General features: G+C 60.5%; 19 protein-coding genes and 4 pseudogenes. 14 read left to right on the forward strand and 9 right to left on the reverse strand.

Annotation, left to right across the window (positions count from 1 at the left end):
* Positions 1–161 precede the first annotated feature (161 nt).
* From ACE10X_RS30405 to ACE10X_RS30425, 5 genes and pseudogenes are all read right to left on the reverse strand, one after another.
* On the reverse strand, positions 162–491 hold the full coding sequence (locus ACE10X_RS30405) for a PleD family two-component system response regulator (protein ID WP_245376363.1): 330 nt from the start codon (positions 489–491) through the stop codon (positions 162–164).
* Positions 492–629: pseudogene (locus ACE10X_RS30410) on the reverse strand (ATP-binding protein); the annotation flags it as partial.
* 56 nt (positions 630–685) lie between these two features.
* Complete coding sequence (locus ACE10X_RS30415; protein WP_375763297.1) at positions 686–895, reverse strand: hypothetical protein; 210 nt, start codon at positions 893–895, stop codon at positions 686–688.
* Between the two features lie 76 nt (positions 896–971).
* Positions 972–1,382, reverse strand: coding sequence for a hypothetical protein (locus ACE10X_RS30420; RefSeq protein ID WP_375763298.1), 411 nt, complete (start codon positions 1,380–1,382; stop codon positions 972–974).
* A gap of 792 nt (positions 1,383–2,174) precedes the next feature.
* Positions 2,175–2,402 (reverse strand): hypothetical protein, encoded by a 228-nt coding sequence (locus tag ACE10X_RS30425; protein ID WP_038388689.1) that lies wholly within the window; start codon positions 2,400–2,402, stop codon positions 2,175–2,177.
* A 225-nt stretch (positions 2,403–2,627) separates the two neighbouring features.
* Here ACE10X_RS30425 and ACE10X_RS30430 point away from each other — a divergent pair, with 225 nt between their 5' ends.
* The 4 genes from ACE10X_RS30430 (at position 2,628) to ACE10X_RS30445 (ending at position 5,724) form a co-directional block, all read left to right on the forward strand.
* On the forward strand, positions 2,628–3,743 hold the full coding sequence (locus ACE10X_RS30430) for a DUF1236 domain-containing protein (protein WP_051003377.1): 1,116 nt from the start codon (positions 2,628–2,630) through the stop codon (positions 3,741–3,743).
* 23 nt (positions 3,744–3,766) lie between these two features.
* Positions 3,767–4,159, forward strand: a complete 393-nt coding sequence (locus tag ACE10X_RS30435) for a hypothetical protein (protein ID WP_338132115.1) — start codon at positions 3,767–3,769, stop codon at positions 4,157–4,159.
* Positions 4,160–4,349: 190 nt separating this feature from the next.
* Positions 4,350–4,559, forward strand: a complete 210-nt coding sequence (locus tag ACE10X_RS30440; RefSeq protein WP_080583634.1) for a hypothetical protein — start codon at positions 4,350–4,352, stop codon at positions 4,557–4,559.
* 139 nt (positions 4,560–4,698) lie between these two features.
* Positions 4,699–5,724, forward strand: a complete 1,026-nt coding sequence (locus ACE10X_RS30445; protein ID WP_038388687.1) for a glycosyltransferase family 4 protein — start codon at positions 4,699–4,701, stop codon at positions 5,722–5,724.
* 33 nt (positions 5,725–5,757) lie between these two features.
* On the opposite strand, the gene ACE10X_RS30450 is transcribed toward ACE10X_RS30445, so the two are convergent.
* The gene (locus ACE10X_RS30450; protein WP_375763299.1) at positions 5,758–7,923 is read right to left on the reverse strand and encodes an exonuclease domain-containing protein; all 2,166 of its coding nucleotides are present in this window, start codon (positions 7,921–7,923) and stop codon (positions 5,758–5,760) included.
* Between the two features lie 509 nt (positions 7,924–8,432).
* A complete protein-coding gene (locus ACE10X_RS30455) occupies positions 8,433–8,645 on the reverse strand; it encodes a hypothetical protein (protein ID WP_157788199.1) in 213 nt (70 codons plus the stop codon).
* 113 nt (positions 8,646–8,758) lie between these two features.
* Here ACE10X_RS30455 and ACE10X_RS30460 point away from each other — a divergent pair, with 113 nt between their 5' ends.
* The 9 genes and pseudogenes from ACE10X_RS30460 (at position 8,759) to ACE10X_RS30500 (ending at position 17,051) form a co-directional block, all read left to right on the forward strand.
* Complete coding sequence (locus ACE10X_RS30460; RefSeq protein ID WP_375763300.1) at positions 8,759–9,133, forward strand: hypothetical protein; 375 nt, start codon at positions 8,759–8,761, stop codon at positions 9,131–9,133.
* Positions 9,130–9,276 (forward strand): annotated as a pseudogene (locus ACE10X_RS30465) (DNA ligase); the annotation flags it as partial. The gene ACE10X_RS30460 and the pseudogene ACE10X_RS30465, both read left to right, overlap by 4 nt.
* Entirely contained in the window at positions 9,230–9,589 is a 360-nt protein-coding gene (locus ACE10X_RS30470; protein WP_193375465.1) for a hypothetical protein, read from the forward strand. The pseudogene ACE10X_RS30465 and the gene ACE10X_RS30470, both read left to right, overlap by 47 nt.
* A 53-nt stretch (positions 9,590–9,642) precedes the next feature.
* Positions 9,643–10,149, forward strand: coding sequence for a hypothetical protein (locus ACE10X_RS30475; protein WP_193375464.1), 507 nt, complete (start codon positions 9,643–9,645; stop codon positions 10,147–10,149).
* Between the two features lie 1,385 nt (positions 10,150–11,534).
* Positions 11,535–11,789, forward strand: coding sequence for a hypothetical protein (locus ACE10X_RS30480; RefSeq protein WP_338132063.1), 255 nt, complete (start codon positions 11,535–11,537; stop codon positions 11,787–11,789).
* An 886-nt stretch (positions 11,790–12,675) separates the two neighbouring features.
* Positions 12,676–12,942 carry a hypothetical protein gene (locus ACE10X_RS30485; protein WP_375763301.1) on the forward strand — a complete coding sequence of 89 codons (267 nt, stop codon included), beginning with the start codon at positions 12,676–12,678 and terminating at the stop codon, positions 12,940–12,942.
* Between the two features lie 1,180 nt (positions 12,943–14,122).
* Positions 14,123–14,278, forward strand: coding sequence for a hypothetical protein (locus ACE10X_RS30490; protein WP_244435743.1), 156 nt, complete (start codon positions 14,123–14,125; stop codon positions 14,276–14,278).
* Positions 14,279–14,548: 270 nt separating this feature from the next.
* Positions 14,549–14,803: a hypothetical protein gene (locus tag ACE10X_RS30495; protein ID WP_080583281.1), complete on the forward strand. Its 255-nt coding sequence runs from the start codon at positions 14,549–14,551 to the stop codon at positions 14,801–14,803.
* A gap of 2,044 nt (positions 14,804–16,847) precedes the next feature.
* A complete protein-coding gene (locus ACE10X_RS30500) occupies positions 16,848–17,051 on the forward strand; it encodes a cold-shock protein (protein ID WP_038383590.1) in 204 nt (67 codons plus the stop codon).
* A 508-nt stretch (positions 17,052–17,559) separates the two neighbouring features.
* Here the strand turns inward: ACE10X_RS30500 and ACE10X_RS30505 are convergent.
* Positions 17,560–18,845 (reverse strand): annotated as a pseudogene (locus ACE10X_RS30505) (HlyD family type I secretion periplasmic adaptor subunit).
* Positions 18,842–19,311 (reverse strand): annotated as a pseudogene (locus tag ACE10X_RS30510) (ATP-binding cassette domain-containing protein); the annotation flags it as partial. The pseudogenes ACE10X_RS30510 and ACE10X_RS30505, both read right to left, overlap by 4 nt.
* 102 nt (positions 19,312–19,413) lie before the next feature.
* On the opposite strand from ACE10X_RS30510, the gene ACE10X_RS30515 reads away from it, so the two are divergent.
* A complete protein-coding gene (locus tag ACE10X_RS30515; protein ID WP_162136636.1) occupies positions 19,414–19,566 on the forward strand; it encodes a hypothetical protein in 153 nt (50 codons plus the stop codon).
* Positions 19,567–19,787 lie beyond the last annotated feature (221 nt).

The raw sequence follows: 19,787 nt of genomic DNA on the forward strand, positions 1-19,787 counted from the left end.
GTTTCCGCGCTCGGTCACGATGCCCCCCTGCGTTGCGTCGCGAAGGAAGAGAGAAACGTTTTCGCGAGAAATGGTGTCCTTGGAAATCACGCGGGTGCCCGCCGGAAGTCGCGCCTTCAGCTCGGCATTCACATTAAGAGACGTCGATACAATTACCGGAGTTACACTCGTCCGGCTATCGCGCCAAGCTCCTGGAGGACGGTGAATCCGTCCACGGTCGGCATCTGCAGATCGAGAATGATGACGTCAGGTCGCTGCTCACGCGCGACTTTGAGGCCTTCGTCCCCGTCAGAGGCCTCAATAAACTCATAGCGAGGTTCATTGCTGATGATCTGACGCATTACGTAGCGAAACGTCTCATCATCGTCTATGAGCAGGACGCGTTTGCGAACGTTGTCGCCAGCGCGTTGACCTCGCAAAATATCGCCGCGCTCGGGTGGGATCGAGAGGGTGAAGACCGCCCCCTGCCCAAGCACACTTTCAAGGAGCAACTCGCCTCCCAGCAATTCGGCTAGCGACCTGGACAGCGGCAAACCTAGACCAGTTCCCTTGACGCGCTTCTGGATCTTCGTATCGACCTGAGAAAACTCCTCAAAAATACGACCATGATCCTTTGGCGCGATGCCAATTCCAGTATCTCGGACTGAGAGATTGACGCGCTTCGCATCGGCATCGAAGGATGCGGTTAGTCGAAGGCCTGAATCTTACGCACGTTGTGACCGGCCGTACCCGGCATCGAAACCATGCGCCGTAGCTCGCCATTAGCGGAAATGACTCCGGCGACGTTTCCTACTCCCGAATAGATTACCTTGCCCGCTGCAGGCTGATAGCGCGCCACCGAAACTGCCGCCCCACGGGTAGCCCTGAGGCCGCCGTGGATATAATCGAGCAGCACCGGGGCTCGGTGCCCGTTGAACCGACGAAACAGCCGGACCGCCTCGACAGAGGCCTCGGCGGCCTCCGGACCATCCTCAGGAATCGCCGCACACCCCTTCGCCGGGCTTCGCCACTGACACCGCGCCAATTCGACTTGCATCGATCGATCCGTCCGGTTGCCCGGGCTTAAGGCGCGCCAAAACCGCCGTACCTGCGCCGGGCCATGAAGCCACTTCGACGAAATGAGATTGACGGGACACGGCGCCGAGGCCTTTCCCCGCCGTTCCGGCGGTGGAATATCCATCCGCCATGCTGGCAGCCACGTTCGAAATTCCAGGGCCCTTGTCTAACGCAATCAGTTCGATGCCGCTATCCGGTCCCTCGCCGTACGGGCCGACGAGGGTTTCGCCACCTTTTCCGTGCTTGAGAATATTGGTTGCGAGCTCGGTTGCGACCAGCGCCACCCGTCCCGCATCGGAATCGCCGAACCTCTGGCGCTGCGCCATCTCTGTCGCCTTGCCGTGCTTCCGATACTTGGCTTTGGTCCTGCACGGCGAGAGCGATCATGAGGCTACTTCCAACGCGCAATGGCGACTTTGGTGCCCTCGCCCGGCTTAGAATGAATGAAAAATTCATTGGAGAGTCTTCGGGCACCCCCCCAGGCCGAGGCCCATACCCTTGCCGGACGTAAAGCCGTCCTTCAACGCCGCCTCGACGTCGGGGATACCGGGACCCTGGTCCTCAAAGGTCAGCCGAACGCCGCGGCGGCCGGCTCCTTCGATCAGCTCTGCAAGCACAAATCCGCCCCGCCATAGTCCAAGGTATTGCGCGCCAGCTCACTCGCCGCTGTGATGACTTTGGTCTGATCGACCAGGCTCAGACCAGCCTCCAGGGCCAACGTGCGAGTCAATTGACGAACGCGCACGGATGCGCATGATTTCGCGGGACTACGCTGCGAAGGCGGCAAAGCACCGTCCGAAGTCGGCGATCCGGTCGGCATCTCGGACGAACAATGGCGCAGCTCAAGGCGACGGATGCCGACTGAATATCTTCGGCTGCCGGCCGGCTTTATCCATCTCTCGAAATCTATAGTTCGATCGTGAATACTGCTTCGGTCTCCGGTACGGTAGCGATTGTGCGATGAGCCCTTACAAAGCCGCCAAGGGCCACCGCGCGCCTTTTGGCCAGCCCTCTCGCAAAAAAGGCCCGCTAGGGGAAAGCGGGCCTTTCGCTTACACAGCTTGCAGCTCAATGCATCTGACGACATGGTTAGCGCTCCAGGCCGTCTCAGAGCGAACCTACTGCTCGGTACAGATCTTGGTGGTCTTCACGGCAGACTCGGCTTCGGTCTTGGTCTTGTAGACACCGTCACCCACGACCGTCGTTGTGGTGGTCGTCGGCTTGGTGTCGACAACGGTGCACTTCTTTGTCGACGCGTCGCGCACAATGTAAAATTCGGCGGCGCTGGCGGCCTGGGTGCCGAGAGCAAATACGGCAAGAACGCCGCATACGATCAACTTCTTCATAATGTCCTCCTCCAGTGGATGCTCGTAGTGCGTCCCAACGGCGGATTTCGAGGGAAGTTCCACTTTTTCCCGATGCAATAGTTCTGGCGAACTTGAAGTCGAATTCAGCGTGCCTGCATCAGTAGTTTATTTTTCGAACAAGCTGCAGCTATTGCCAAAATATCCCGAGTTGGAACTAGCCGCGTCAAGCATTGTTGTTGGCCACCACATTCACGGAGTTTTCGGATGAACAGGCGTTTACTATTGGCCACTACTGCGGCGGCCGCGATCGCGACATCGGCTTTCGCGCAGACCCCTCCAGGCACTTCGAACTCGAATCCGCCAGCCGCGCAGCGTCAGCAGGATTCCACATCGACGACGACGCCCTCCTCGAGCACGACGCCGTCGTCGTCTGCCACGACGTCTTCGGGACACGCTCAGGGCAACGCCACTTCGACAAATTCTGCTCAAACTCAATCGTCCCCTTCCGCGGCCCAGAGTACGACTGGTCAATCATCCCAGACCGGCGCCAACACTGCGCAGACACCGGCCTCGGGCAACCCGCCAAGCCAGGCGCAGACCAGCCAGCCGTCAAACCAGGCCAACCCGCCGTCAAACCAGGCGCAGACCAACTCGCCTTCGACCGGTCAGACTCAGAGCGCAAATCCGCCGGCGTCGAACAACAGCAATCAGGCCCAGTCGCCGACCGGTAGCAGCTCGACTAACACGGCCCAGCAGCCGAACAGCCAGCGGGAATCGGCCGACCGTTCGTCGAATACCAACGTGAACGCTGCCGTCAACATCAACGACCGACAGCGTACCCGCATCAGCACGTCGATCTCGCACCTCAACCTCCAGCCGCTGACGAACGTGAACTTCTCGCTATCGGTCGGCACCGCCGTGCCTCGGGACGTGCGCCTGCAGCCGCTACCAACCGAGGTCGCCGAAATTGTTCCGCAGTATCGCGGCTACGACTTCGTTTTGGTGAAGGACGAGATCGTGATCGTAGAGCCGTCCAGCTACAAGATCGTTGCGGTCATGCCGTATTCGGGCCGCTCAACGGCGGCGGCACCGGCGCACTCCGAGCAGCGCAAGACGACCTTTAGCGATCGCGATCGCGAAGTGATCCGAAAGAACGCCAAGGCGCGCCCAGTTGAGCGCGAGCGGCGCACCACCGGCAGCACGGTTCGCACCGAAATCCGAACCGGCGAGCGCGTGCCGGACGACGTTGAGATCGAAGCATTCCCCGACGAAGTCTACCGAGACGCGCCGACCTTGCGAGAATATCGGTACATCAATCGCGACAGCCGTACCTACATCGTCGAACCGCACGAACGTCGCATCATCGAAGAGATCGACTGATCTCAGCAGAAGAGGAGACAATCATGAAGATCATCGCCATGGGCGTCCTCGGCGCCGCCCTTTTGGGATCGGCTGCGACCGCAGCTCCCCTCAGCCCCTCCGCCGTGAGCTCGCCCGAACTCTCCGGCATTCGCCAGGTCCGGCTCGTCTGCAACGAGTACGGTCGCTGCTTCCGCAGCCATGGTCCCCGCTACGTCCAGCGCTATTACGGCGATGACGGCTATGTGGTGCGCCGGAGCTACGGTTCCTACGGCGGACCCGCCTACTATGATCGCGGCTATGGTTATTACGGCAGCGGCCCGGGCGTTGGCTTCAGCTTTGGCGCCCGCGGCGTAGTTACTACAGAGGGGCCGCTCCTTTGGGGCGGCCCATCCTTTGCAGTAGCGGTGTGGCGGTCCGACCTCGACAAGAGATGACGTCTTGAGGAAGCAGCGCGATTCTTCGTCGGCCTGAATCCTAACCACACGGTCGGCATCCTGGGGAGCACTCGAGGTCTGCGCCACAGAGCGTCCGACTAAGTTACTAGGCGCGCGTGTCAGGAAAAACTGGAAACATCGGCCCGAGCGCGAGTTGCCTTCACGGTAGTTTTCTTGTTGGAGCCGATGCATGGTCGACGACGTCCCGCTCAGAAGCGTGGTGGATACGGTTTGGTGCCTCTATCGGGCAAAACATCGCGATGTCGACATTGCGGACAGTCGTCGTTGTCTGCTCGAGCGTCACCTTCAAGGGAGATGGGAAGCGAACGTGAGCGAAGCCGATGAACTCACTGGATTCGGCCTGCCTTATCTCGACCGTCTTCCCAAGGACGAATGTTGAGGCTGATGGAGGAGCTCGTCAGGCACGCGGTGATCGGCAGCGCACGACCGGAGTGGACGCTGCTGGTCATTGCTGAACTCGCTTCAGCGGCCATCGTCTTACTCCTCGGAGCGATGCTTCCTATCTAACGGATCCATTGATGCGCATCGCTCAACTTGCTCCCCTCGCTGAAAGCGTGCCCCCGAAGCTCTACGGAGGCACCGAGCGCGTGGTGGCGTGGTTGGTTGACGAGCTGGTCGGGCTCGGACACGACGTCACGCTGTTTGCAAGCGGAGATTCCAGGACGAACGGCAAGTTGCATCCCGTATGGCCGCGCGCCCTGCGGCTGGGACGTAAGGGCGTCGATCCCAGCGCAGCCTGTGCCATGCTCCTGGAATCCGTTGCGCGACGCGCGAAGGACTTTGATGTGATCCACGCTCACATCGATTGGCTGCCGCTTCCGCTGCTTGGCCGGCTCTCCGTGCCCTTCCTGACCACCATGCATGGCAGATTGGACCTCCCGGGCCTTCCTGACGTTGTGCGGCAATTTCCGGACGCGGGATTCGTCTCGATCTCTGAGCATCAGCGGCTGCCGCTTCCGGGGGCGAACTGGATCGCGACAATTCAGCACGGGCTGCCGCCGCATCTCTTCAACCCGTCGAATGAGCAGGGATCCTATCTCGCGTTTCTCGGTCGCTTCACCGCGGAGAAAGGTCCCGAAGATGCAATCCGAATCGCACAGGCGGCTGGAAAGCCGCTGCGAATCGCGGCCAAGATTCCTCGCGGTGAGACCCGATACTTCAAGAAAACCATTGAGCCGCTGATCGATGGCCGAGCGGTTCACCTGGTGGGGGAAGTCGATGAGGCAAAAAAGCAACCTTTTCTGGCCAACGCGGCGGCCCTCCTGTTTCCGATTGATTGGCCCGAGCCGTTTGGTCTCGTTATGATCGAGGCCATGGCTTGCGGAACGCCCGTGATCGCCTACCGATCCGGCTCCGTGCCGGAAGTTGTAGAGGACGGTGTAACGGGCTTCATCGTCGAGAATGTAGACCAGGCGACAAGAGCGGTGGCCGAGCTCGGTCGGTTGGATCGGAAGAGGATACGCGCCCGGTTCGAGGCGCGCTTCTCCGCGAGCCGGATGGCGAGAGAGTACGAGCAAGCCTACCGCGGCCTAATCGCCACCTGAAGGGCCCCCCCCTTTCACCTGCCCTGAGTGCGGTTAAGCGGCCACTTCCACCGGCGGCGCCGGGGTCTCCTCGGCGCGCTTCCGATTTATCAGGTTCAGTAGCCTGGCAGCGGCGCGGGCGTCGCACAGCGCGCGATGGTGATCCTCGAGCTCGATGCCGTAGATCGCGCAGAGCTTGCCGAGACCATAGGACTTATGGCCGGGATATCTGCGACGCATGCCAGCGCAAGTACAAAGCTTCGGAAAGCGGAAGCGCCGCTCCAGCCGTTCATATTCGTATGATAGAAAGCCATAATCAAAGTTCACGTTGTGGGCGACGAAGATGCCGTCGCCCATGAACGTCATGAAGCGGTCCGCGATTTCGGAGAATACGGGCGCGTCTCGAACCATCTCGTTCGTGATGCCGGTCAGTTGGACAATCCTAGCCGGAATCGACCGCTGCGGGTTCACCAGTGAATGCCACTCGTCGACGACTTCGTGATTCTGGACCTTCACTGCGCCTATTTCGATGATGCGATCGCCCGATGACCACGCGCCGGTAGTCTCAATGTCGACGATGACATAGTCCTGCTCCGGATCGAACCGGTAGTCCACGCGGCCGATTTCGGTCGGGATCCCGGCATGTGCGAGTTGGCGAAGGCGCGCGAGCTGGTTTCGCCGTATGGCGTCGCCTTCGGCCTTCACCTCCACGAACGTGACCTTGCCGTCGCGGACGTGCATCAGGTCGGGAAACCCGTCCCGCATGCCACGAAAGTCGTCACACATCGTTCGGAGGATTTCGGCAAGGCCGGACGCGCTTGTGCCCTCGATCAGGACCCGCAGCGCCGCCATCTGGACGTGGTCCCAGGAGAAGATGCCGTTGAGACGCCCCCATCTAGCGGCAACGGTGCGCAGAACGATCGGCATCCCACGGCCGGATCCGAGCGCCATGAGCTTAGCATCGATCTGCGTGGCAAACCGCTTGCGGAACGTGCGATCGCGCAGGCAGTGCGGGATCCAGTCGAATCCGCTGATCATCTGGCCGGACTCGAAAAGCTCGTCCCAAAAAAGAAGTCCAAACAGCGAAAGCCAGAGCGTGTTCTCGGCAAAGAACACCTGTCCGCCCTGACGCCGCAGCACTCCGGCCACGCCCGCCTCGGGATTTCCGCGATGCGTGTCGTCAACCGTGATCGTGCGTCCCGTCCGCAAAAGGTCGGTGCACAGCCCGGTCCGTCGTCCCCCGAACTTGCGGGCGTAGAAGTCGGCGGCGAACAGATGCTCGTCGTCGCTCTCCGGATCGTCAATCATCCGCCGCAGCAGATCCTCCGTCGCAGACTTATCGCCCCGCGCATGCAGGAGCCGGACGAGGCGCTCTCGGCACTCGGCGGAGCCGCCAAAGCGGTAGAGCCGCTCTGCGAGGTCCTTGTCGCCCTGCCTTTCAAAGAACTGCCCAACCTGGCAGGCCGCACGGCCCGCAAGATCCACGGCATATTCGGTCGTCCGTTCCGGTCCCTCCAGGATGTCTACAGCGGCCTTCTCGCATATCTCGGCGGAGCGGATTTCGATGCGGTCCAGCACCTGACTGTAGTGGAAGCACGCATGCGCCTCTTTGGCATCGGCGAAGCGTGCGCCAAACGAAGTTTCCCGATTGGTCCGCAGCACACCGAGGTCGCGAAGCGCAAAGTTCTTCAGATTCTCGGCGGTCTTCCCGAAATACAAGTACAGCAGGAACTCGATCGGCCGGGTATCGGCCAGCGCAACGAAGCTCTCGCCGCCGCAATGCTCGACCGCTGCGTCAAAGGGAATCCGAGCGACGAAGAAGTCGACGAGGACCGGCTTCGACCATGACGCCCGGACCTCGGACCCGAAGCCGGCAGCGCGGGCCCCGTCAAGAAGCGCAACCTTCGTGAGGCACGCGACGAAAGCCGAATAGTCCTGGCTTGCCAGGGCGCGGACGTGGCCGCAGTCCATGAGCGCATCGGTCGCGGCCTGAATGTCGGAGATCTCGGCGTATCTGAACAGCGCGCGGTTAAAAATCGCGCCGCGTCGGTTGACCATACGGATCAGAAGGCATTGCGCGTCGTGCGATAGGCCATGGAAGCACGCGACAAATGCGCGATGCTCCTCAGTCAAGATTTCGCCGTAAGTCCTCTCTGCAAACTGCATCATCTCGACGAAATGATCGCGATAGTAATACGTCGGCAGGACGGAAAGCGTCATCCGGGGACCTAATCTTCTGGCTCCGCATCGTCGCTATCGCGTGCAGGCACCGTTCCTTTTTTGTTCTAGCGCGCGAATTTGTCAAGTGGGCCGCGGTCTGGAAGCGTTCAACGGGTTCCACCAATGCGTGCACGCTTGAGGGTGGCCTCCAAGCGCGAGCTCTCCTTTTCCAGCGCTCGTCGTCGACCCGAAGCTTATTTTCCAGCACGTCGATCTGAGCGCGCACCTTGGCTACGCGCCGCTCGTGTCGTTCGCGCGCTACATCCAAAGTCCGCTGCGCTTTCTCCATCGCGACCCTGCGCTTGCGCAATCGGTCGCGCGCGGCCTGCTCCTTTGCTCGCTGGCGATCTCGGTGCCGCTCCCCACGCCATGACCCGGCGCGAACACGACCCTGGCGTTCTTGTGCTCGCCCGGGCCGAGCGGCAGCGGCTTCCGTGTCTCAGCCCGAGCGGTCACAGCTTTGGATTTCTTCGCGCCTGCTTTCGTAGCATCCACCATGGGCGGCGCATCTAACGCGGACCTTTAGCGCGGCGCGGCGGACGGTCGGCCGAAGAAACGGGCGATGACACCGAGCGCTTGCGCCGGCGAATGCGGACCACGAGGACTTCGCCGGCAATGGCCACGGGCCTACCGCCGCGCTTGCTGCGCCAAGCAGCCGCGTCGGCCTCCAGGCTGGGGGATCCGGCGGCCTCCCCGCCGCGGTCTTCGATGGTGGCGTGCATCTCGTCTTCCTTCCGCATTGCCCGCCGCATAAAACCGGCAGAAGCGCCCTATGTTCCAGCGTCCGGAACGTCCGTACGTCGTCGCAGTTAGCTCGGCAAGGAGACGTCCGCGCATGAGCCTGAGACGGTCGATCGAAGGTCTTGGACCCTACCCTTCGCTGCTGCTCTTGGCGCTTCCGATCGCGACGGTCGAGCCGCTGAAGCTTGCTGCCGTGGTGGGTCACTGGATCACCGGCACGGCGATGATTGCAGCCTGCTACGCCTTCAGCCTCCTGATCGTCGAGAGGCTGTTTGTCATCGTGAAGCCGAAGCTCTTGAGCATTTCCTGGTTCGCAAGGCTGTGGGAAGGATTCGTCTTCGCCCGGGCCCGCTTGTGGCAGGTCCTCAAGCATTGGATCGGACTTCGCCCTGACCGAGGTTCTTCCGCGCCCTCCCCACGGCCCAAGCACACCCAGCCGTTCTCCGACCGACGGTCTCCCCGGAGATGAGCCGCAAGTCGACACTGCCAAAGCGCCTACAGCCGATGCTGGCCAGTTTGACCGACGCGCCCTTTGACGATCCCGGCTGGGTGTTCGAGGACAAGTATGACGGCTTCCGGATGGTCTCGGATACCCGCGGCAACGCTGCGCTATCTACCGCCGCGCCCGCGCCATCCTCATCCCACCCTGGTCGCCGCCCTCACTGACCTCGACAACAGCGTCGTCGGCGCTCGGCTCGAAGGCGATAAATCGAGGCCGCGCCCACCCTTCTCGCCGTGGTGGATCATTAACCGCATCCTGGCGGCTGGCGCACTGGAGACGATGAACGAGGAAGAGCGGGCGGTCGTCATGGTGATGATTAATACCGGCGCCCGGCCGAGCGAGATCATCAATCTACGCCGCAAGCACATCATGCTCGATGCGCCGATCCGTTCATCCGCGTCCGGCCGGGCGATCGCGTTCTGAAGACCGCCTTCTCCGATCGCGACATCCCGCTGGTCGGGATCTCGCTCGAGGCCATGCGGCAATTCCCCGATGGCTTCCCGCATTACCGAGATAAGGGCGATACACTCTCGGCCGCCGTGAATGCTTATTTTTCCGATCATGGACTGCGCGAGACGGACAGCCACACGCTCTATTCGCTGCGGCATGGTTTTAAGGACAAGCTGCGCAGCGTCGAAACGCCTGACGAGCTCAAGGACGAGCTGATGGGCCATGACACCAAAAATCCGAAGTACGGCGACGGTCATGGGGTCGATCTGAAGTGGAAGTATATTCAGCTAAGTCCCCGCTCCGCTGCCGCTGGCGGCGGCAGCAAGTTAAGCCGCTCTTATGTCAATGCCAGACCGCGCCGTCTTGAGCCCGATGCCCCGTCTCTCTCAGGCCGGCGGCCGAACTGCTGCAAGGCTGGCAGCCGCCCTCTTGGCAGAGGCGACCGAGCTCACCCGGGGTGCACAAGCGAGGCCGAAGTTTACGTGTCAGCCGATCAGCAGCCACCCAATGGCGAGAGCAAATGCAATGAATGACACTCCGACTAATCCGAGAAAGCTATAGTCTAATGCGTCCAAATGGCTCGGCTTGAGCATGGGCTCCCCCACTTCCGGAGAAACCGGCCCCAGCGCCCCGGGGAGAGCGCTTAGGCCGATAGGTTGGTCCCACTCCTCATCGTACCGAACTAAACTACGTTACTTGCAAGTTGTTCCCGAACGGAGACGGCCCCAGCGCTTGGGAGCACGCTGGGACCATCGGTCTTCCGCTCACACTGTCCGAATGCGGTTTGGTCGGGGGGGATGGTGAGAGCTGCATTCGGATGACAGACGAACAAAGCTCTGCCACGTTCGTTCCTAGCTGCCATAGAAAACAAATGCTTAACGGGCGCGCCCGCAGGCTCGCCCTGCGGCGAACTGTGATCGGCGACAACTCAAGAACGACTTCGTGGTTATCCATCGGGGAGAGCACGATGGGATGTTCGACGTGCCGGACGTCTGCGACAGTCCTCAAGACAAAAACTACCTATGCCCGGTTTGCGGTGAGATTGCTGTGACCGTCTCTGCTCAGGGGGCCGCGTTTTTGTCTCGTGCGCTATCTGACCTCACCTGCCCCAATGGACACAGACTTATAATTACACCAGGGGGCAAGGTCGTGGCTGCCCGAAGCTCGAGAACAGATCAATGGCAGACCGCAATGCAGAACGGCGCGCCTGATGAAGGTAACGGAGGCAATCGTCGCTGAGCTGGCGCGCCAAGGGGCGGCAGAGGCTGTGGCCGACCTCGGCTTCAACCCGCTCGAGCTGGCCCGGGTTGTCATCCGCGCAGCCGACGGTTACGTGGTGCCATTTCGGAAGCGGAGATGGATCTGTTTCTCCGCCCCACCGTAATAGTCAGCGAGACGATCCCGACGACTTCGTGGCGATCCACGAGGGCCGGAAAGTCGGCAGGATCAGGCTGCCGACCGGGCGCAGTCCGCCGTTCTGGACCTACAGCATTACGGTCTCGCTGCCCGTCCCTCCCTACGCGACCGGCGGCGCACCCGACTTAGAGGCACCAAGGCCCGCTTCCGGTAAGCCTCGGAGCGGTTCTACTCCGGCTTGAGCCTGAAGAGCATCGAGCACTGGCACCACACCCACGACGCGGCTAAGGGGCGGTTTGGACGAACCGAGGAACACTAAGCAGGCTTGATTGTTGTGCTGCCATTATGGCGCCAACCGTCACTGTTCATTTCACCTGTCCCGGCTGCCGCATCGTCTATTCGGCGATCCAGGAACGCAGCGCAACCCATACGAATACTTCTGGGGCCTTCGATTGCCGGCAATGCGGAATGCTTGTTCACCACTGGGCCGGGCTCTACGACTATAACGAATGGAGAATCGTTTCCCTGCCGACGAAGCAACCCAAGATGAGAAATGAAATACATGGGTGATCGCCCCTACTCCGACCCCGAGAAAGCCGCCCGCCGGATCATGGAACACGCCCGGGCGTTTGAGCCGATCCGGGATGGCCGGATCTACATCGAGAAGATCAACTATCCGATGGTCAACCAGGACAAAGCGACGCCTGCGGAATACTGGGCTGGCCTAAAGTACGCCAAGGATCAGGGCTGGCTCGAGTACCACGAGAGCGGGACGTTCGTGAGGATGCTGCCGGCTGGAAACGATCTGTTCGCGTGATATTGTAGGCGGATTGAGCCAAGGCTTTGTGGCAGCTAATGCCTGCCCTAGATGAACAGATAGCAATTGCCCAAAAGCATGTTCAGGAGATCGTGGCGAAACAGCGCGAGCGGATTGCGAGTGGCACGGTTTATATCGAGGCATGAGGCTCGGCAATTGCTCGAAATGTTCGAGCTAGCGCAGGTATTATTCGAGAGCGAACTGAAGCGGCTCTTGGCGCTGCGAAATTCAAGCCGAGACCTGATCGCACCGCCGCATCAGTTCCTAATGGATGAAAAAATTTCGAGCGCCCGAGATTTCCTAGGACAATGCAGGTCCATTCGTCTGGTGTTCTGACGGTCGGCAGTTGGAATATCAGGCGAAACTGTCATGGCAAAGACACGGCGCAAACGGACGATACAAACGATATCGCTCACCGCTCGGCTTGGTCGGCTTGCTCAGGACTCGAGGGCGAAGGCGGCGGGTCTTCCCCCCGGAGCAGAGCGCGAGCATTTGCCGAGAAAAGCGCGCGAAGCCCGGCGGGCCATTGAGATCGAAGACCTGCTCAAGCGGCGAGGTGTCGAACTGCCGGTTTGATCTTCGGCGGCGGGATAGCACCGGTCTATAGAGAAATAGGACGCGCCCCAAAGAAACGGCCCCAGCGAGGGTACACGCTGAGGCCAAGGCGGTTGATCAATCCATGAGATGACAGGCTCACCTGCAAACAGAGCGCCGATGCCTACGATGAGCGCTACGAACGATGTCGCCGCCAACGCCATGAAGCTGTACTCGACGCCGCGTGGTGGCTGAGCCTGAACATGCAAAGAGGATGCAGTCCGGCCTCGATGTCTGCATTTTCTTAAGCGCGTCAGGAATATTGCCCCATTAGGTTCCAGCCCTATCGTATGTGAAGGTCCTTGAAAAAATTCCCGCGGCGCTGCTTTTATTGCTCATGAAACAGGCGACCGAAATTCATCTAGTCCGCGTGACGACCGATGACGGCGAGGTCCAAATTTGGCTCGCTGCGACCTTGCGCGAAGAAGCTGTTGGCCGAGTGCTGGAGCAGATCCCGGAAGGGTGGGCTGTTAGCCTCATTCAGCGACAGCTTGCCGCCGAGCACATCCCGGCGCTCAATATGGCCACCGGAGAAGTGCGTAGGCACTTGGTGTCCTAAAGAAACGGCCCCAGCACCCTTGGAGGTGATGCTGAGGCCGTTCCTCATTCCAGCCTTGCCGAGCCGCCGATGCAATGATTAGGCGCCCCTCTGGGCTCAGTAAATTGTCCTTGATGAAACCGCCGTGCCCAGTGTTCGCATCATCGAATCAAAGCGTGAGCCAGTCAGTTAACTTGGGTGAATCAAAGCGTAACCAAATCGTCCGCATACTTAACCTTGGGTGTCCTCATTCCCGTCTGCGAGTGCCATACCTAGGAGAGCACCAAGGACAGTCCCCCCAACCGAGGCGGCCTTTCTCTAAAACGCGACAAAGAAAAAACCCAAGAGCAATAGGGTGAGCAAAACGGACACTCCAGCTGCCATCTTTAGAGCGATGCTGGGCTCTGCGGATCGGTTCATGTCGTGGACCGCTGTCCGGGAGAGCGCAGCCATTCCGCCATACGCGCTCCCATGTCCGCCTGTCGCGCCAGCTTCAATAGGGCTTCCTTCTGCGCTCCTGGGTTCGATGCGCTTGCCCGCTCGCGTAGCTCTTTGGCCCGTTTTTCAAGCCGCGCTTCAAGTGTCTCCGTTTGCTTTACGCGGTGTCGAATTGATCCCATGCCGACTCCCTCAGGTTCCTTGACCGGAACGGGGACTCTAACGTCGGCCTAGCGTAACGTTCCTATTTCGAGTCAATCATTGCGCGCTCGACTTCGTCAGCGAGCGCTCGGTGATGCGCTGCCAGTTTGGCGAACAGCGCTTTCTTTGCCGCGTTGGTCGCGAGCTTGCTGATTCCAGCGACAATCTGCGGCCACACTCGCTCGCGGGCCCGACATCGGGTCAATCGCGCCTACCGGCGCCTAGATCGAGCCCCCATAGGTCCGCGCTCACAAGACGCGGCTTCGTTCAATCCAGCTTCAAATAGGTCCCGCGCTGGACTTGCGGCGAGATCTGCGACGCGGGACCTATTTGAACCCTCCAGTATTCCGAGATGATCTCGCCCACCGTTCCGATTTGAAGTCGGCCACCCATTCCGAGATGATGTCGCCCACCGTTCCGGGATGATGTCGCCCGGGTGACGAGGCCTCTTCTGGCTCCGACACGGTCCCACCTTTCGGCTTTGCGAAGGGGGACCTGGATGCCGACGGAGAGGCTTGCGATGCGCCGTGTGCGCGATGTGATCAGATTGAAGGCGGCCGGGATGCCGACCCGCGAGGTTGCGCGGCGGGTGGGGACTGCGCCTTCGACGGTGCGGTTGACGATCCGGCGGTTCGAGGCGTCGGGGCGACAGAAACCGAAAATGATCGCAGCCTCAAGTTCGTTGAAGGATCGAAGACTAGCGCCGCGCGTTGATTAGCCAGCCCAAATGGGAGGTCAACAATCATTAAAGACCGAGACCGACGGGCGCCGACGGCCGCGGAACGCAAAGCCAAACAAGGCATTCAAAACGGTCAGGTCGAAGGATGCTATGACGGATTACGCCAAAGCGCAAAAAGCGATCCACGATAATCGAGAGCGCCTAAAGGCCGAACGGCTGGCGCGGGAGGCGGACGCGGCCAACCGCACAAGAGCGGGCTAAGCGTCCCATCTGGATGATCACGGAGGACCAAAGTTTGTGGAGGGTGAAATGGCCCTGCACTTCCGCCGAGTCGATACTGAACTGGAGATATGGATCGCAAGCAGCGAAGACTATTCATTCGTCATCAGCAACGAGAGCCGGAGTGGACCTGGATTGCATGGAGAGCCGGGCTTTGTTGCATCATATCGCCCCGACTTTCTGAATATGCCAGCGGCTCACGTATCCGGGTCTCCCTTCAGTTCGTTCGCTGAAGCCGAGCGGGCCTGCAATGCGTTCCTGGGGCGCCTCATCATTGAGGGATGACTACCGCCATCCGCCCTCTGCGCGGCGGCAAGGACGACGCGATCGGTGGGCTAGGAACATGGCCGCGTCTTCGGAGTTGCCATTGGCGTGAATAAATAAGGAGGGAAGCGAGATGGGACGAGGCGTTTTGCTTTGGCTTTTGGGCGTGCCAATTCCTGTGATCATCCTGCTGTGGTTGTTCTTTGGGCACTGACTACGGCGTAATTGCCGGGCGACGTACACCAACGCAGTCTGCCGGCGCAGCTAACTAGGATCCATTTCGGGCGGCACGTCGAGCGATCGAATGATCGAGCCTGCCTTTCAAGGCCGTGCAGTTAAACTGTCTGGATCTAAACGGACGCGGCCAAGAAAATCGGCGACGAGGACCACATCAAGGTCTTCGCTTCGATCGTCCAGGGCGAAGCAACCACAGAGCCAAGTTCCGAGCCGCGCCCCCAGTTGTCACCGCGGCCGGATCTTCTTGCCTCACGACCACGAAAGGATCGGCGTGACATTTAATTTAAGGGTCGCACGAGCAAAAAAGATGGAGGTGTGGCAGGATCACTGGCTTGTAGCTAGCCACCGTCGGCGCATAGTCAACAAATGATCGAGCAGCGACCAGCTTTCTTGGCTTGTAAAAATCCCGGCACCGGCTGGAGGATCGACATTCTGTGGCCCGATGGCGAAACGGAAGTGATCAAGGGTTTTACTACTGAACACGACGCCGCGAAGTGGATTTCAGAGCACTCGAAGACGTGGCAAGAAATCCCGGACCAACCGCGCTAAGCGGTTCGCTGGCGTCCACTCATCGCGACTCCTAGCGGCTTCTCAGCGTGCGATCGGCCCGATTGATCGAGGCACGCCCTGGCGTCCGTCATTTCGCGGTCGCGGCTTTGGCTTCAAAAGAGCGGACACTGCTTTAGCGTCGGAATGAAGCCTCGTCCGCGTGGGTATGAGGTTTCTCGCTCGGGCCTCCCTCCCTTATTGAGCAAGCCGGCGTTCGCGGGCTCGGCGGCGCATCCGTAAATCCACGGGTCGCGACCTTAACGTTAAACCGAAAAACGATGAGCGCGCCCGGCGTGGCAGTCTCTGAGATACTCTCTTCGTCAAAAGCCAATTTGCCAATTTCAAAGTTCAGCGATTTGAATCGATGATCCTTGAATTCGGTATCGTGACCACGATCGTGGGATCTACGCTGGCCTTGTATGCAAGTCGACGTCGTTCGATCATCCTGGAGGCGTGCGCAGGCATGCTACTGATTGCTGGCCTTAGCTGCATTGGCGCCGGACTCCCGCGTGTTTGACCGCTTCGCAGACTGGAGCGCGCCGCGCTCCAACCGTCGGATATGCCTTCGTGGCCTGGGCCCGAGCGCTAGATGCTCTGCGAATTCCGATGGAGGTATTTCTTTGACGCAAGACCATATTTCGCAATCCGAACAACTAGCGAGCGTCGCAGCTCTGACGCCGAAGGCCGTTGACTTGCTAAATCTTCAAAAAGAGGCTTTCCGCTGTCCGTTCGGTTAGGATCGCGGTGTCACTCGATGGCTGCGAGGCGGATACCTTCGACGAGAAGCGCATAATCGTCTGGCCGCATCCACGGTCGCTTTTCCCGGCCAACGCTCAAGCTGCTCAAAAGACTGGGCGCGCCTCGTCAAACGCCAAGATAGGCGGCGCGGCAATGGATTGGAAGGTAACTACATAACCCGGATGCAGGCGAGCAACTTGGCGCAATGCCTGCAGCGCAGGCCGTGACATCGCGTGGAAGGAACTTGTAAGAGCCAACGCCAGATCAACCAAAGCCACATCAGCGGATCGTGCGGGCTGGCACGCATCGCCTGCTACAACCTTTCGAATGCTCTCTCTCGATATCCGCCGCCCCCGAGCAACCTCTATTACTTTCGGCGCGTGGAACAAAAACATCGGCAGCAGAAACGGCCCCAGCGAGGATACCGAGCTTGCCGCTTTCCCGGATTCCTACGGACGCGTTAACCACTTGCTGTTCGCAGCTAAACAACTCGTTAACAGGGAGGTGCGATTATGCGGTCTTTGAGCGGAGAAATAGTGAAATGCCCAAGGGCATGGTCAAGCTGTTCAAGGAAGACAAAGGCTTTGGATTCATAAAGCCGGATACCGGTGGGGAAGATATCTTCTTCCATGTCACGTCCCTTCTGCCTGGAGTAACACCTAGGCCAGGTGATCGTGTTACTTTCGAACTCGGGGTTGATCGAAGAACCGGACGTAGCCGGGCTGATAAGGTTATGATGGGCTAAGACGCTCCAACGCGAACAACCGACCTTTGCAAAAAATCGCAAGCCTCTACCATAAGTTACCGTGCCCGTTTCACGACTCGGGGATGCGCCCATGAGTGCGCATGGGCAGCCCCGCCCGCACAAGACATTGATTTCATTTCGGATAACACGCCCCCTAGAAACGCAAAATTTGGCAGTTCGGACCACATTAAGCTGACGATCGGCTGTCCTTCGAACGCGCAATGAGACCGCGCCTGCGAAGTCGCGCGGTGAGCGCCCGTCAAGAGGGGCGGGTTTGAAGTTCGGTCACTCAGCGCCGCTCGGATCGTGACTGATCACGAGTTCATAACCCCACAGGGTCGGCCGGCTGACGACATGGCGCAGGTCGTACGCAAACTGTTTGAACAGCGAGAGCAGCCATTCTTCGTCGGCGACTGCTATTCCTAGCAGCTGGATGGACCGGTTGTGGCCGAGACATTTCCGCAGTTCGCGTAGAAGCCGGTCGAGGTGAAGCAGAGTTCGTGAGCCGCTAGCGCTCGCGCCAAGCGCGCATCAGCCGATCGGAGAACGGCTTGAAGAGGTAAGACATCACTGTGCGCTGCCCGGTCTGACCGGCATGCCAGCGATCAGTTTCACATTGCCGAGGCGGGCCATCTCGGCCTCCGTCACCGCAATGCGGGTGACATAGAAGCTGGTTCCAGTCTTTTGGTCGTTCGTGACATCAGCGGACACGTGGTTCATTTCACCGTTGAGCTGCGGCGTTGTCCGTTGAAGGCGGTGAAGCGCAGCAGAACCGGCTGGCCGACAGACACGCGATCGATCTCGTGTGGGGCGATGCGCACCTCAACGACGAGCAAGTCGTGAGCGGGGACGATCAGCATGATCGGCTCGCCGGCGGTGACGACGCCGCCTATCGTGTGCAGCGCGAGCTGCTGCACGGTGCCGTCCTGCGGCGCGCGGATATCGATGCGCTTGAGCTGATCCTCGGCGGCTACCCGCTTCTCGACCAGTTCCGAGGTCTTCGCGAGAATCTCGGCAAGCTCCTTCCCACCTCGGTACGGAGATCCTGATCGATCTGCATGATTTGCAGCGCGGTCTCGGTGATCTGGCCTCGGCGATGGAGGCGACCAGCGCGCCGCGTTCGCCGTGCAGGCGCACCGCATCGCGCTCAAGTGTGGTCACGCGCGTGATCTGGACCAGATTCTTGCGCCACAGATCGCGCACGCCGACGAACTCCTGGTCGACAAACCTCGTCTCGCAGTCTTTCGCCGCGATCTGCTCTTCCAAGCCGCCGATCTGCTCTCGCAATTGGCCGATGCGCTCGTTGAGCTGGGCCTTCTTGCCTGCTCGGGCGGTGCCGCGCAGCTCGAACAGCTTGTGCTCGCCGACGAGCACGCGCGCCACGTCCGTGTCGGAGATACGCGCGATAAGGTCCGCCGGAAAGTCGACGCGCTTTTGGTCGTCGCGTTCCGCCTCGAGCCGGGCCTGGCGCGCCGATAGCTCGTCGAGGCTCTTGAGAATGACCAGAAGGTTGGCCCGCGTCACCGTCTCGTCGAGGCGCAGCAGCACGTCTTCGGCCTTCACCCTCGAGCCCTCTCGGACATTGAGTTCGCCCACCACGCCGCCGGTCGGGTGCTGCGCCTTCTTGCTGTAGCTGTCGACCATCAGCGTACCTGCGCCGATGACGGCGCCCGCGAGTTCCGTCGTGGCAGCCCAGCCGCCGGCGGCGCCGGCGAGAAGGATGACACCCACCAGTCCCGCGCCAAGGTGCCGGCGGATCGAGAGCGGCACGACGTTGACCGGCTCGCGGTTCATGGGCTCGCTCCCTCGCTCACGACCTTGAGCGGCACCGGCGCCGGCCGCGGCTGCATCATCTGGGCCAGCAGCGCGCCCTTCGGCCCGAGCACACGTCCCTGCGACATCACCATCAACTGGTCGACGCCGGCAAGCGCGCTGGTTCGGTGCGCAACGACGATGACAATGCCGCCGCGTGCGCGGACGCCCAGATGGCTTGCGTCAGGGCCTGGTCGCCCTCCATGTCCAGGTTGGAGTTGGGCTCTTCGAGAACCACCAGGAAAGGATCGCGGTAAAGATTGCGGGCGAGCGCGATGCGCTGGCGCTGCCCGGCCGAGAGCGCCGCTCCGGCCTCGCCGATCTGCGTGTCGTAACCATCCGGCCGTTGCAGGATTGTCTCATGCACACCGGCTGCTGTCGCGGCGGCGGTGGTCGCCGGCACGTCGGGTTCGGGATCAAATCGGGCGATGTTCTGGGCCACCGTGCCGGTTTCAGAACGGACCTCTAAGCTGGAATCGGCGTTCGAATTTTGGACGCCGATCCCCCGGCTTAGGAGGGCAATATTGCCCGCCTGGGATAGAGTAACGAGATGAACTTCGCCCCCGTCAGCACGCTTACCAACCTCGAGTCGCTCGACGAGGAACAGATCGTCGAAGACTATCTTTCGGCCGAGCGCGGCAATCCCGAGCCCGGACCGAACCGCGGCCGTTCCTATTGGTGGCCGGCGGAACAGGATGATTGATTTGGGGCGACGAGGCGTCCAGGTCTTTGGCCCTCGAATATTTGTCTGCTCAGCGGCAGCAGCGGGCATCGGAGGAAATGATAAAAATAGCCCGCGAAGTCGCGCGGGAGAAACACGCGCAACAGCTGCGCAACTACTCGAAGAGCCGTATGGCCAAGCAAACGGCTCCCGACTTGAGCCGAGAGCCTTGCACACCTAATGATGCCAGAACAGTGCGAGCA

Source organism: Bradyrhizobium sp. Pha-3, from assembly GCF_042258325.1.
Taxonomy (GTDB): Bacteria; Pseudomonadota; Alphaproteobacteria; order Rhizobiales; family Xanthobacteraceae; genus Bradyrhizobium; species Bradyrhizobium elkanii.